The 12,935-nt window shown below is 61.5% G+C and carries 13 protein-coding genes and 5 pseudogenes; 7 read left to right on the top strand and 11 right to left on the bottom strand.

The window, feature by feature from the left end; translation table 11 throughout:
- Positions 1-91: 91 nt before the first annotated feature.
- The 3 genes from IQK56_RS14240 to IQK56_RS14230 form a co-directional block, all read right to left on the bottom strand.
- The gene (locus IQK56_RS14240) at positions 92-1,045 is read right to left on the bottom strand and encodes a FecR family protein (protein ID WP_206691842.1); all 954 of its coding nucleotides are present in this window, start codon (positions 1,043-1,045) and stop codon (positions 92-94) included.
- A 109-nt stretch (positions 1,046-1,154) separates the two neighbouring features.
- Complete coding sequence (locus IQK56_RS14235; protein WP_150760759.1) at positions 1,155-1,658, bottom strand: sigma-70 family RNA polymerase sigma factor; 504 nt, start codon at positions 1,656-1,658, stop codon at positions 1,155-1,157.
- A gap of 121 nt (positions 1,659-1,779) precedes the next feature.
- The gene (locus IQK56_RS14230; protein WP_122305147.1) at positions 1,780-2,271 is read right to left on the bottom strand and encodes a P-loop nucleotide/nucleoside kinase family protein; all 492 of its coding nucleotides are present in this window, start codon (positions 2,269-2,271) and stop codon (positions 1,780-1,782) included.
- 79 nt (positions 2,272-2,350) lie between these two features.
- On the opposite strand from IQK56_RS14230, the pseudogene dapF reads away from it, so the two are divergent.
- A pseudogene (dapF, locus tag IQK56_RS14225) lies at positions 2,351-3,152 on the top strand (diaminopimelate epimerase).
- A 4-nt stretch (positions 3,153-3,156) separates the two neighbouring features.
- Here the strand turns inward: dapF and IQK56_RS14220 are convergent.
- Both IQK56_RS14220 and IQK56_RS14215 read right to left on the bottom strand, forming a co-directional pair.
- Positions 3,157-4,299, bottom strand: a complete 1,143-nt coding sequence (locus IQK56_RS14220) for an ATP-binding protein (RefSeq protein ID WP_193862095.1) — start codon at positions 4,297-4,299, stop codon at positions 3,157-3,159.
- Positions 4,289-5,103, bottom strand: a pseudogene (locus IQK56_RS14215) (alpha/beta fold hydrolase). The gene IQK56_RS14220 and the pseudogene IQK56_RS14215 overlap by 11 nt, the downstream one beginning before the upstream one ends.
- Positions 5,104-5,231: 128 nt before the next feature.
- Between IQK56_RS14215 and IQK56_RS14210 the strand changes: the two are divergent.
- Positions 5,232-6,437, top strand: a complete 1,206-nt coding sequence (locus IQK56_RS14210; protein ID WP_193862097.1) for a TPM domain-containing protein — start codon at positions 5,232-5,234, stop codon at positions 6,435-6,437.
- 46 nt (positions 6,438-6,483) lie between these two features.
- Here IQK56_RS14210 and IQK56_RS14205 read toward each other — a convergent pair whose 3' ends face one another.
- Complete coding sequence (locus IQK56_RS14205) at positions 6,484-6,909, bottom strand: GNAT family N-acetyltransferase (RefSeq protein ID WP_122305152.1); 426 nt, start codon at positions 6,907-6,909, stop codon at positions 6,484-6,486.
- 17 nt (positions 6,910-6,926) lie between these two features.
- The gene (locus tag IQK56_RS14200) at positions 6,927-7,418 is read right to left on the bottom strand and encodes a GNAT family N-acetyltransferase (protein WP_150677164.1); all 492 of its coding nucleotides are present in this window, start codon (positions 7,416-7,418) and stop codon (positions 6,927-6,929) included.
- A gap of 188 nt (positions 7,419-7,606) precedes the next feature.
- Between IQK56_RS14200 and IQK56_RS14195 the strand changes: the two genes are divergently transcribed.
- Positions 7,607-8,107, top strand: a complete 501-nt coding sequence (locus IQK56_RS14195) for a GNAT family N-acetyltransferase (RefSeq protein ID WP_193862098.1) — start codon at positions 7,607-7,609, stop codon at positions 8,105-8,107.
- A gap of 68 nt (positions 8,108-8,175) precedes the next feature.
- Positions 8,176-8,652 carry a DUF488 domain-containing protein gene (locus tag IQK56_RS14190; RefSeq protein ID WP_193862099.1) on the top strand — a complete coding sequence of 159 codons (477 nt, stop codon included), beginning with the start codon at positions 8,176-8,178 and terminating at the stop codon, positions 8,650-8,652.
- On the opposite strand, the gene IQK56_RS14185 is transcribed toward IQK56_RS14190, so the two are convergent.
- Positions 8,609-9,430, bottom strand: a complete 822-nt coding sequence (locus IQK56_RS14185; protein WP_193862100.1) for a hypothetical protein — start codon at positions 9,428-9,430, stop codon at positions 8,609-8,611. The genes IQK56_RS14190 and IQK56_RS14185 overlap by 44 nt on opposite strands.
- Positions 9,431-9,529: 99 nt before the next feature.
- Complete coding sequence (locus tag IQK56_RS14180; protein ID WP_193862101.1) at positions 9,530-10,018, bottom strand: HIT family protein; 489 nt, start codon at positions 10,016-10,018, stop codon at positions 9,530-9,532.
- Positions 10,019-10,158: 140 nt separating this feature from the next.
- On the opposite strand from IQK56_RS14180, the pseudogene IQK56_RS14175 reads away from it, so the two are divergent.
- Positions 10,159-10,487, top strand: a pseudogene (locus IQK56_RS14175) (DHCW motif cupin fold protein).
- Positions 10,488-10,570: 83 nt separating this feature from the next.
- Here IQK56_RS14175 and IQK56_RS14170 read toward each other — a convergent pair.
- Together IQK56_RS14170 and IQK56_RS14165 are read right to left on the bottom strand one after the other, a co-directional pair.
- Positions 10,571-11,038, bottom strand: coding sequence for a copper chaperone PCu(A)C (locus IQK56_RS14170; protein WP_150760750.1), 468 nt, complete (start codon positions 11,036-11,038; stop codon positions 10,571-10,573).
- On the bottom strand, positions 11,038-11,643 hold the full coding sequence (locus IQK56_RS14165) for an SCO family protein (protein ID WP_032889449.1): 606 nt from the start codon (positions 11,641-11,643) through the stop codon (positions 11,038-11,040). The genes IQK56_RS14170 and IQK56_RS14165 overlap by 1 nt, the downstream gene beginning before the upstream one ends.
- Before the next feature lie 180 nt (positions 11,644-11,823).
- Here IQK56_RS14165 and IQK56_RS14160 point away from each other — a divergent pair.
- Both IQK56_RS14160 and IQK56_RS14155 read left to right on the top strand, forming a co-directional pair.
- Positions 11,824-12,206: pseudogene (locus tag IQK56_RS14160) on the top strand (DUF2946 domain-containing protein).
- Between the two features lie 62 nt (positions 12,207-12,268).
- A pseudogene (locus tag IQK56_RS14155) lies at positions 12,269-12,808 on the top strand (putative natural product biosynthesis protein); the annotation flags it as partial.
- Positions 12,809-12,935: the final 127 nt, after the last annotated feature.

The following is a 12,935-nucleotide window of genomic DNA, read 5'->3' as shown; positions in this document are numbered from 1 at the left end:
AATAAATCTCAATTGCTGCGCGCGGGACAGAAGACGGGACAGCGCGGGGGATTTTCAGAAAAAAACTGAAATATTTTTAAAACACGGAAAATTACTTGCTCAACACCAGCAGCCACGGGCTGTAGGCGCTGACTTTTGCGCCGTAGGGTTGCAGCACGGCCTGAAGCGCCGCCTGGGGTTTGCGCAGGTCGTAGACGCCAGTGACCCGCTGCGCACCCAGTTGCTTATCGCGCAGTACAATGATAGCCGGGGTGTAGCGGCGCAGTTGCTCCAGCACCTCGCTGATCGGCAGGTCATCGGCAATCAACTGGCCCTGACGCCAGGACGCGGCCTGGCTGGGAGCAAAACCGCCGAGTTCGGCACGCCCGGCGCGCAAGGTGAGGCGCTGCCCCGGCACCAGGCTGGCGAGCGGGCGGCGGGCTTGTGCATCGTCGACATTGACCGAGCCTTGTTCCACGGCGACGCTCGGCTCATCCGGTGAGGCATCGACGTTGAACGCAGTGCCGGTCACGGTCACGCGCAATGTCTTGGTCAATACATGAAAGGGTTTGCGCTTGTCCGGCATTACCTTGAAAAACGCCTGGCCGGTCAGCAGTCGCACATCGCGGTGATTGCCGGCGATATCTACCGCAATCGCCGTTTGGCTGTCGAGTTGCACCACGCTGCCGTCACTGAGGGTGATGTCTCGGGTTTCACGGCGCCGGTACGGTAATCGGCTTGCCAGCGCAGCAGCAGGTTTGGTGCCAGCGCGACTACCAGACAGGCCGCGATGGCGGCGGCGACCCAGCGTCGAATCCGGCGCGGGCGGGCGGCGGGGCGCTGCGTAGGGGGGGGCGGGTTGTGGAACGTGTTCAACGGGCGCTACTTGCCCCGTCAACTGCCACACACGTTCAGCCTTGCGATAGGCCTTGGCATTGGCCTCGCTGGCGGCGCACCAATCGGCCACTTGCCCACGCAGGTCCGCGTCCAACGGGGCCTGTTGCACGCGCATCAGCCAGTCCAGGGCCTGGTCGCGGCGGGTGTTGGCACTATCCTCAGTGGGCATGAATGGAGCATCTCCGCAGGCAAAAAAAGGCGGGCAGGATCCCATGGATTCACCCTTCACCGCAAAAGACGCATCAGCCGCGGTTTTTTTCAGAAACGTCTCGGTGCGATCAGTCATCGTCCGCTCCCAGGCAGTCCATGCAATGGCGCAACGCGTCGTGAACCAACTGATGTACCAGCGCCGTCGACACCCCCAGCTCTACCGCGACCTGCTGCAAGGTCAAGCCGCCCAGGCGATGCATTTCAAACGCACGACGGGTGCGCTGCGGCAATTGGGCCAGCGCGCGGGAGACGGCTTGCAGTTCGTTCTGGCTGCTTACTTCACGTTCGGGAGAGGCGCTGCTGGAGGGCAACTCGTTGAGCAGTTCGTCGCCACCGGGCTGCACCCGTTCGGTGGCGGTGCGGCGCGTCAGGTCCAGGGCGAGGTTGCGCACGATGCGGTACAGGTAGCTGGCCGGGTGGCGGATATCGGTGTGTTCATCCTGGCCGCTGAAACGCAACCAGGCTTCCTGCACCACGTCCTCGGCGCGGGCGCGGCAGCCCACGATGGGCGCAGCATAGTCCAGCAGCGCGGCCCGGTGGGTCAGGTAAAGCTGGAGTTTTTCATCCGCCAAGAGAGTCAGCTGCCTGCGCGCGACCGTGCCGCGTGGCACAGACTGGGAAGTGGGAGGGCGCGGAGTTTAGCTGTGGTTGATAATGGTTATCAACAACTGGATGGTTTTTGTGGCGCAGTCATCAACGCCGCAGGTGGGTGAGGAGCGCTTCAACAGCCTGCGTCGCACTGATCCTGGCGGTGTCGAGCGTCAAGGGTACTTCATCCCAAGGCTCGTATTCGTGAGTCGATACCGATTGCCAGCTCGGTGGCCTCAGCCCAGGAATATCGCCCTCACGGCTGTCGACGCGGCGTTGGTGTTCACGCGTATCCGAGCAGACAAGCTGGATATCGACCAACGCCACACCCGCTTTTGCGGCAGTTTCTTGCCACGCTACGCGGCTTTCCTGCACCGGGTTCACGCAGTCGGCGACCACCGTGCGCCCCAATTGCAGGTTGCTCAGCGCCAGGGCATTCGCCACGCCGTAGCCGCAGGCGCCCGGCGCCATGCCCGCATCGCGAAGGGTTTGCTCGATTACATCGATGCGCAGGTAAACCGCAGCGATCCGGCCTGCCAGTTCACGGGCAATCGTGGTTTTGCCGGTGCCGGGCAAGCCGCTGAAGACGATAAGCATGGTTCGGTCCTTCGATAGGTCAGTGGGGCGGGTTCAGGGTATCCTCCAGTTCCCCCACAGGTCGACCCCAGGACACTCCATGCCCTTGCAGTTCGTAAAAATGCACGCCCATGGCGACGACTTCATCATCGTCGACCGCCGTGGCCTGGATGACCCGATCACCGCGCAGGTCGCCCGGCGCCTGGGCAATCGCCACACCGGCATTGGCTTCAATCAACTGGCCGTGGTGCTTGATTGCGAAGACGCCGTGGCGCGTATCAAGTTCTGGAACCCCAACGGCACACCGCTGCAAACCTGCGGCAGCGCCACCCGCGGCGTGGCCGACCGTTTGATGCATGAAACCGGCAGCGATTCGGTGGTGCTGCGCACGGACCGTGGCCTGCTGACCTGCGTGCGGGAGGCGGGGCGACGGGTGTCGGTGAACATGGGCGAGCCGTCGCTGGACTGGGCCTCTGTACCGCTGGCCGAGGCCATGGACACGTGTACCTTGCCGATCGAGGGGCGCCCGGCAGCGTGCAGCATGGGCAATCCCCATTGCACGTTTTTTGTCGACGACATCAACGCCGTTGAAGTGGCCGCAGTGGGCCCGGCCCTGGAAATTCATCCGCTGTTCCCGGCCGGGACCAATGTGCATTTTGTGCAGGTGCTCGACCGTGGGCATATCCGCCTGCGCATCTGGGAGCGTGGCGGTGGCGTGCCGCTGGGGTCTGGTTCGTGCTGTTGCGCAGCGGTGCAATGGCATCCGGCGTGGCTTGCTGGATGCCACGGTGCAGGTGCAGTGCGATGGCGGCACGGTCACCGTGCACTGGACGGGCGAGGGCGGCGTGGTGTTGACCGGCAGTGTCGAGCCGGTGATGCAGGGCAGTGTCTATCTGTTTTGAAGGGCTACCTGTTCTGAAACTTCACCGTAAACGTGGTGCCGTCGGTGGCGCAGGAACGCACCGCCACGTCGCCGCCATGCACCTTGGCCAACTCGCGCACGATATACAGGCCCAGGCCCACGCTGCGCACGTCGCTGCCCTGGTCGGTGCCACGGGTCATGGGCTCGAACAGCACCGCCAGCAAGGCCTCGGGAATGACCGCGCCGTAATTATGCACGGCCACTTCGCATGCGCCGTTATCCAATTGCGAGGTGATGGTGATCGGTCGTTGCAGGTCGCCATAGGCCACGCTGTTGGCCACCAGGTTGCCGATGATCTGATGCACGCGGTCGGCGTCCAGGCAGGCGTCGCCGGCGCCTTGGGCGTGATGCTTCAGCGTGGCCTTGGGGAACGCCACGCGCAGCTCGTCCACCGTGCGATGAATCACGTCATGCAGGTCCAGTGGCGCCGCCTTGATGCTGATGCCCTGGCCGACCCGGGCCTGGGTGAAGTCCAACAGGTCGGCAATCATGCGCTGGGCACGTTCGGACGATTGGCCGATATGCCCGAGCAGCTGGCGTTCCTTGGCGGTGCGCTCGCCACGGTGGAGAAAGTCCGACGCCATGCGGATCGCCGTGAGCGGGTTTTTCAGGTCATGGCTGACAATCGCGACCATCTGTTCGGCAAACAGCGCACGGCGCTGGGCGATGGCGTAGGCCTCGCTCAGTTCAGCCTGGGCGCGTTGCAGCGCCAGTTCGGTGGCGGTCTTTTCCTGCAGCAGCGCTTCGGCCAGGTTGCGTGCGTTGAGCAGCTCGCGTTCGTACTTGTCACGGTCGGTGGTGCCGAACAGCGCCAGGTCGTGCACTACCGCGCCGGCCTGTTCACGTTTGTTGCCGTTGAGCAGCACGGTCACCTTGTGGCCGTCGTGGTGCAACATGTCCAGTTTCACTTCGGTGACGCTGCCGTGCATGCGCAGCATCGGCGCCAGGTGGGTCTGGTGGAAGATCCGCCCGCCGATGGTCAGCAGGTCCTGGAAGCGTTGGCCGCACAGCTCGGCGTTGCTGAACCCCAGCCAATCACTGAAGCGCGCGTTGGCCTGCAGGATCGTGCCGTCTTGCGTGGTGACGGCCAGGGCGCAGGCGGCGCTGTCGAACAGCTCAGTGGGCACGGGCAACCGCCCACGGCGCGAGGAACGTGTCCATGGCCGCGGCGCAGGCTTGCGGCGCGCTCATGTGCGGGCAGTGGCCGACGTTGTCGACCAGGCAATAGGTACTGTTGGGCAACACGCTGTGCAGGTATTCGCCCACGGCCACCGGGGCGATCAGGTCGTCGCTCGATTGCAGGATCAACACCGGGGTGGTCAGGCCGATCACGTCCTGGCGGTTGTCGGACGTGAAGGTCACCCGCGCAAATTGCTTGGCGATGTCCGGCTCGTGCGGCAGAAACTGTCGGTCAGCTCGTCACTCAGCGCAGGTTGCCCTGGCGTTCCCATGATCACCGGGGCCATGGCGCTGGACCAGCCGAGGTAGTTGCTGTCGAGGGTATCGAGCAGGTCGTCGATATCACTGCGCTTGAAGCCGCCGACGTAGTCATCGGTATCGATATAGCGCGGTGAGGGGCCGATCATCACATGGGCGGCGATCCGTCCCGGCACCAGGCGATCGGCGAGGGTGCCGATCATTGCGCTGACCGAATGCCCCACCAGAATCACCGGGCCTTCGGCGTAGGCGTCGATGATTTCATTGAGATCGTGGGCGTAGCCTTCCAGCGAGTTGTACTTGGTCTTGTCGAAGGCGTTGAGGTCGGAGAGCCCGGCGCCTACCAAGTCATACATCACCACACGAAAGCGCGCTTTGAATTGCGGCGCGAGGTAGTTCCACATGGCCTGGTTGCACCCGAACCCATGGGAAAACACCAGAGTCGAAGTCCCACAGCCCATCACAGTGACGTTGTTGCGGTGGCGTAGGTCCATGAGGGTCTCAAAGTTATGGCGTATTGCTATGTGTGCGGCAGTTTAAATAGTCAACGCCGTGGGGTCACGTGTTATAGCGCTGATAAGGTAAAGTCGGCGCCTTCAGGAAGAAACTTCAGGTAACAAACATGATGCGGTGGTTGCGGCACTCTCTCTCGGTTCTGCTGGTACTGGTGCTCGCCAGCCTGGCAATCACCGCCCAGGCTGACACTTCGCCCATCGGCGTCGCCCTTGACCAGCGGGTCATCGACCTCACCAACACCCTCGACGCCAGCACCACCACTCGTCTGAAAGAACAGCTTGCCGCCCTCGAACAGCGCAAGGGCGCCCAGGTGGCCGTGCTGCTGGTGCCCTCCATTGGCGCGGCAAGCATCGAGGATTACGCCAACCAACTGTTCCGCGCCTGGAAGCTGGGGCGCAAAGACGTCAACGACGGCATCCTGTTGCTGGTGGCCAAGGATGATCGCAAGGTGCGCATCGAAGTGGGCTATGGCCTGGAAGGCACCGTCACCGACCTGTTGGCCCACCGCATCATCGAGGAGCACATCACGCCTGCGTTTCGTCAGGGCGATTACGCGGCAGGTATCAGCCAGGGGGTGAATGATTTGGTCGTGCTGGTGGACGGCGGCGAGCTGCCCGCCGTGGCAGGGCCTGGCGTCAATCCCCAGGCGATGGCGGTGTTGCTGGCGTTTATCTTCGGCGCCGTTGGCGGTGTGCTGGTCGCCGCCGGCAAACTGGGTTGGCGCCGAGCATTGATCGCCGTGCTGGCGGTCACCGCACTGTTGACGACTTTCAGCGGCGGCCGCGAATGGCCGATGTTCCTGTTCGTATTGCCGCTGACGATGTTGATCGGCGGCGCCACCTTCGGCGCGTTATGGCTGGCGCGCACGGCGTTCTACTGCGTGATGGCCGTGCTGGCCTATGTGGTGGGGGTTGTGGTGGCGGACCGGTTTGTAGAGGTCAGCTTTGTCCACTGGCTGGTGTGGCCGTTCGGTGGGGCGTTGATCCTGGGCCTCTACGTGGGGTTGTTTTTTGTCATCAAGGAGTCGTGGAAAACCCGTCCGCGTTTCTTCTTCGTGCGGGCGCTGGCGGTGGCCACGCTCTATGTCGCGGCAGGCTTGCTGCTTGGGCACGGTTACCAGGGCTGGATCATCGCGATACCGGTGGCGTCCTTCGCGGCGTTTCTGCTGTTTGTGCAGAGTATCTCCGGAGGCGGCTCGGGTGGTGGTTCAGGTTCAAGCTCCAGCCGCTCCAGCTCCAGCTCCAGCTCCGGCAGCAGTTCGTCGGGCGGCGGTGGGTCCAGTGGCGGCGGCGGGGCGTCGGGTAGCTGGTAAGAGCGAGTGCTCTCGCCACAGGCGGGGGACTCCCCATTCGTGGAAACTACAGTTGCTTAGTCAGAAAGATGCGGCTGCTGCCTTGCGGCGCGCAGGGTATTTCGCCAAACCGCACCCACCCATTTTTCTCGTAAAAGCCTGGTGCCTGAAAGCTGATGGTGTACAGCACGGCGTTCAGGCAACCCCGGCGCCGGGCTTCGTCTTCGAAGGCTCGCAGTAACTGGCTGCCCAGGCCCGTGCCGCGCAGCGAATCGGGCAAGTGAAACAGATCGAGGAAGGCCGTGCCCAAGGTGGTTTTGCCGGTGATGCCCCCGAGGATCTGCCGGGTTTCGGCGTCTTTGATCAGCACAGTGAGCGGCCGGCGGTCGTTATAGCCGGTGATGCCTTCGTTGAATGCCGCGAGGCCGCTGCCGAGCAGACGCTCGGCATCGGGGTGGGGCTGGTCACTGGTTTCAATAAGCGCTGCGGTCATCTCAAAACCTCGATTTGTCAGAGCGACATCACCATCTCATGCCACGCCATCCCGCCATGATCCGAGGGCGAAGGCCGAACGTAGGTGTAGCCCATGCGCTCGTACAACGCTACATGCTGTTGCTTGCACATCAGGTGAATCGTCTGCTTGTCCAGCGTCTTCATGCGCCGCACAAACTCGCTCATCAATACCGTGGAATAGCCGTTGCCCTGATGTGCCGGATCGACCACCACCGACATGATCACCACATTCGGCGCCTCGGGCGCATGCCCCACCAATTCCTTGAATGCCTCGTCCGACATCACCACGTCATGGGCACAGCCACTGTTGATAAACCCCACCACGTCGCCATCGGCTTCAAGGATCAAAAAGCCTTGTGGGTACTGCGCTATGCGCGTGGCGATCTTCTCCAGGGTCGCGGCTTCGTCGCCTTCGTAGGCAGTGATTTCGATTTCATAGCAACGTGCGGCGTCGGCGGGCAGGGCGTTGCGGAAGGTGAGGGCGGGCATGCGGGTTCCTGGGTATTGGGTGAAAGGCCACATGATAGATACAAACTCCCCGAGTGACACGGCCTCTTGTGGCGAGTGGGCGTGCCCCAGCATCCAGCCTCGGGATCGCGTTAGTATAAAATCCCACGCGTTGCCCCAAGGCACCGACCAGGCCGTGAGGTCACCAACCCGCATGAAGGAAGGACCCAATGCTGGAAATAAAACGCGCCACCCGCGAAGACGCCAACGCCGCTTTCGACATCCGCCGCGAAGCCATCCGCAGCCAATGCATCGGCGCCTACACGGCAGAACAAATGGCGCTCTGGACCCGCGGCAGTGCCGACGATGGTTACAACAGGTTAATGGACAAACCGTTTTACCTTGGCTGGGTAGACGATAAACCGGTCGCCACCGGCATGCTCGACCTCGACAACAATGAAGTCGGCGCACTGTTTGTACTGCCCCAGTTCACTGGGCGAGGGTACGGCAAGGCATTGCTGGATCATCTTGAGGCGCTGGCGCGAGAACTGGCGTTAGGCGAAGTGGTGCTGGATGCCACGTTGAATGCGGCGAGTTTCTATCGGGCGTGCGGGTATGTGGGCGAGCAGCAGGCAATCTACCATTCGCCGTCGGGGCTGGCGTTGGCGTGTATCCCGATGAAGAAGCGGATCTACCCGCTCCGCCCGTCACCCTCGGGGCCTGACCAATAGTTGCCGATGGTATAGTCCCGGCGCTTTTTTACGTTTTGATCGCGCCGGGAGGCTCGAGGAGAATTCGCATGAACCTCTATACCGCAGGCTATGAGGGCCTCACCATCGATGCGTTTATCGCCCGCCTGAAGCAGGCCGGCATCGACAAGGTACTCGATGTGCGTGAGTACCCACTCTCGCGTAAGAAGGGCTTCTCCAAAAAAGCCTTTGCCCAGTGCCTCGCTGTTGAAGGCATCGCCTATGAACACAGTCGGCCGTTGGGCTGCCCGAAACCCATACGCAAGCAGTACAAGGAAGACGGGGATTGGGTTGCGTACGCTCGCGGCTTCCGAGCTTACATCCGCACACAGGACAGTGTGCTGAAGGAGCTGGTGTCCAGCGCGGCTGAACAGCGCATCTGCATGGTCTGTTATGAAGCAGACGCCAATTTTTGCCATCGCAGCCTGATCGCGGAATCGGCCCAAGCGCTGCACAGCTCGCTGCAAACCCAGCATTTGCCGATCAAAACAGAGCGATTTGTTGACCGTCTTCTTTCTGTCGCTTAGGCGGATAAATCAGGCTGACAATCAGCCATTGCCCTGGGAATCGGTGGAGGGTTCCCATCAAGAGCATCAAATCCTTCGTGGGTAGTTCGGTCTCCAATTTGTGCCTGAACGGGTATTCCCATCCGAGCGCGCCGTGCTTGCGGCGTACATTTCGATAGAGCTGGCTGGCCTCCCAGTCCACGATTTTATGGGTGTAGGACTTAACTTCGCCGTCCACCAGGCATTCGTAGATGTAATGAAAGTCAAAAGGCACCTTTTCCAACCGCTTGATGCTGGCGCGCTCCTGGTCTTCAAACAGGCTGGGTTGGCGCTGCATGGCTTCCAGTTTTTCAATTTCTTCAGGCGTCCATGTTTCCGATGCTGACTTTTGAATGCGTAATGTGCGGATGCGTAGGGGCTTGATCAGACCAAGCGTCACGTTGCTATCAATTCTGGCTATTTCCAGTGCTTCAAAGCTTTCATACACCGGCAATTTATCCAGCCATACGCGCCGTTCGAGCCAGTCACCAGAGGGCAATACGTTTCCCGCGCAGATGCTGTCTACGGCAATTTTGTGGCTTTCTGGCCTGTGATCGCCTGGGTTTTTCTCAATCAGCGCATCAATCCATTGCCACTTTGCGAATTGCTGGTCCCCGTTGACCAAACGGAACGGGACCGGGTAAAGCCGTATCAGATTGCCCGCCTCGTCAATACCGGCAACACAGGAAGTCTCGGCGTATTTGGCACTGGGAGAAGGGTAGGTCTTACACAGAATCAGGATTCGAACCTTGCGTTTCATACGGGCCACATCCAAAGGTCTTTTCTGAACTGTATCCAGACATCGGAGAGTTGCCAGAAAGACTTGTAACCACGCATTGATGCATCAAGCCAAGTGTCGTTATCGAGCGGCGAACTCAGTGCGCAACAGCTTGATAACCTGCTCGACCGAATCCCCCTGAACCGCCGGAGGCCTCTGGCTCTCTCCAAATTCGCGCCACACAAACAGCGTCAGCTCGGCGCCGTCAGTCTGTGTCTGCGCAACGCCAGGCGCGGCGAAGTCTTGCAGCACTCGATATCGCTCATCCCGCCAGAACGCATCTTCCACCCAGTCATACACCGGGATGAAATGAAAATGCAGCGGGAACCCTGGCATATGCCCATAACGGCTGATGTACAACCACTTGGGTTTGAGTTGCGCTTCCATGACTCGCTGGGTCTTGGCCAGCAGCCCGCCGAGTTCGGCCAGTGCGGCTTGCGGCATGTCCGCCAGGGAGTGGATAGGCGCTTTGGCGCCCAGCATCAGGTACCCCGGCAGTTTGGAAGCCAGGTGATGGTTGAGCCGCCAGTGCTCGGTTTCAAGCAGGAGGTAAGCAGGGTCGATCTGCATCAGCGCGCATCCATGGAGACAAGGCTGGCAGGATAACAAGCGCCGTCACCTGTATCCCACAAAACCATGGGATCTGTGTCTATCGCCCACTTCCGCAGGCCGATAGCCTCGTACCACGACCACTCACGAACGTGCTTCCCATGGACCTTACCGCTGTCCCTTTTGGCACCACCGACTGGGCTACGCTCGAACCCGTTGTCTACCCCGGCGTTACCGGCAATGCCCTGTGGCGCACCTGCCATTTCGGCACCACCCGCGTGCGCATGGTGCAATACACCCCCGGCTATCTTGCCGATCACTGGTGCAAGCGCGGGCACGTGCTGTTGTGCCTGGAAGGCGAGTTGCATACGGAGTTGGAAGACGGCCGTCAGTTCACGCTAACGGCGGGATGAGTTACCAGGTGGGCAATGACATGCAAGCGCATCGCTCATCGACGAGCGTCGGGGCGCAGCTGTTTATTGTGGATTGAAGGGCTGACCTTAGTGGAGAGCGGGCTTGTTGTTGCAAGCTCCCTCACCACAGGCACAGGAACAACCACACAAATTTAGTGCATCAGTGCATCTTGCTATGGTCCATGCCATCCAGCCCACGGGCCTTGGCCTCGACCTCAACGCTGTGCTTCTCGCCCTTGGCGTCCTGCACCGTCAGGGTCAGCGGCACCTGGTCGCCTTCCTTGATCTGCCCGGTCAGGCCCATCAGCATCACGTGGTAGCCGTTCGGATCGAGCTTGACGGCCACGCCTGCGGGCAGGGCCACTGCGTCCACCGGGCCCATGCGCATGACGTCGTCCTTCATGCTCATTTCATGGATCTGTACGTCCTTGGCCACCGGCGAGGCTACCCGCAGCAACTTGCTGTCGGTGTCGGCCGTGACGGTCATGAACGCGCCGCTGGACGGCTGGCCCGGCACCGAGGCACGCACCCAGGCGTCGGTTACTTGCACCTGGGCGCTGGCGTGGGCGGCGCAACCCAGCAGGGCGAGGCCGAAGGTGAAGTGCTTGAGGTGTTGAACGGCAGTCATTAGCAGACCTCCATGACGGTGAGCAGGTCTTCTGCGCACTCTTTTGCGGTAAGGGACGCCTGCAGGCCCAGGCGCAGGTTGCCGCGCGTGTCGAAGACAAAGCTGGTAGCCGTGTGGGACAGGGTGTAGGTGTCGCCGGCGGGGATCTTTTCATAAAAGATCCCGAATTCCTTGGCGGCCACGGCGATTTCTTCCGGGGTGCCGTACAGCGCTTCGAAGCTCGGGTCGAAGGCCTTGACGTACTTGTCGAGAATCTCCGGCGTGTCCCGCTCCGGGTCGAGGGTGATAAAGATCACCTGCATGATCTCGCCGTCGCGACCCATCAGCTTCTTGGCCTGGGCGGCACGGGCGAGGGTGGTCGGGCACACGGCCGGGCATTGGGTAAAGCCGAAGAACACCACCGGCATCAGGCCACGGTAGGAACTGAGGGTGACAGTGTCGCCCTCGGTGTTCTTGAGCTTGAAGGTGCGGCCCATGATCTTGTCGCTCAAGTCCTTGCCGTACTTGAAGTTCAACCTGGGGCTGTTGTCACAACCGGTCAGCAGGCCCAGACCCAACAGGCCCATGCCGGTCAGGACCTTGCGGCGGGTGAATAACGTACTCATCAACGGTGCATCCTGTGAAACGCCTGCATTGCTCTGGATCTACACATCAGGCTTTGAAAAGGAGTAAACGAGGAGGGCGCCAAGTCTACCAACCCTGGCGATGGCACGTAATCTGCGACGTTCTGCCACAGGGGCCGCGGTATTTCATCCCTTTGCGGCTTCGGTGGTAGAGTCGCCGCCATGAAATCGAGCCACCCTGACCGTTCACTGATCGTCTGGACCCTGTACTTCTGCGTGCTGATGAACCTGTTCGTGTGCGGTTTGGGCCATGGCCAGATGATGGGCCAGCAGCTCAACGGGATCGGCGGCGCGTTCTGTTCGGTGGACGGCAAGCAGGCGCCACTTTCCGACAAAGGGTTGGGCAGTCCGTCTTCCAGCAACATCTCGAACTACTTTGCCTGCCCGGTGTGCGCCGCTTTGACCGTCGCCCTGGTGTTCCTGATCGGTCTGGCCTGGCTGCTGGGGCTCGGGCAACCTCCGCGCCCGGCCCACGAACGCGCAACAAGGCGCCGCCGCGCCATGCCTGGCCCTCGGCCAACCCCCGCGCTTCCCCCGCATTCTGACGTGTGCCTTGGGCTTCCTGTGACCAGGAGGCGTTTGATCGTCACGACTGTGAGTGCGTTTCATGAACCATCAATTGCCTGCAGGCGCCAGTCGCCTGGTCAGCAAGGCGTCCCGTCGCCTGCGTGCGGAACCGACGCGAGCTGAATACCCGAGCAACTCCCGCTGTTTCGTACACCTGGATGCACGCCTGTTGCCCTACTGGCACACCCTGTTCGACATCTGCCCGGCGCTGCTCAAGCTTGACCCGCCCGAGGGCTTGAACCTGTTCCGCAGCTTTATGACCTGGGCCTATCGCAACCAGCCCGCACAGGATTGGACCTACCACCTGAATGTGTGTCGCTGGCTGCTCGGCTCGCCGTATCGCACGCAAATCGACGATGAACCCATCGAAGCATTCATGGCGGCGGCCGCTGCGTGTTGGGTCAACAGCGACACCAGCCAGGCCCAGGGCGTGGTCCTGGCCTGGCAAGCCATGACGGTGTTCGATTGCAAGAGCGCGGTGCGCTTCGAAGCCGAGCAGCCAGCCTTGCCACCCGCGCCATGGGATTTCGCCTGGTGCCCAATGACCGCCGAAGCAGGCTTCAGCGCTTGGTTGCCCGTGCTTGATCGACATCAAGGCGCGGGCAACCAAGCGCGGGCCTCTAATCGGGCGCTGCCGGTCACGTCAGCTGCCTGTGCGTGGTGGTTGCTGCCGGTCTTTGTCTTTACCGCCCGCATCGGGCTTGGTG

The organism is Pseudomonas cyclaminis, assembly GCF_015163715.1.
In the GTDB taxonomy this organism is placed as follows: Bacteria; Pseudomonadota; Gammaproteobacteria; order Pseudomonadales; family Pseudomonadaceae; genus Aquipseudomonas; species Aquipseudomonas cyclaminis.
Note: the sequence above shows the minus strand (reverse complement) of the source record. Positions and strands in the feature narration are given on the sequence as shown.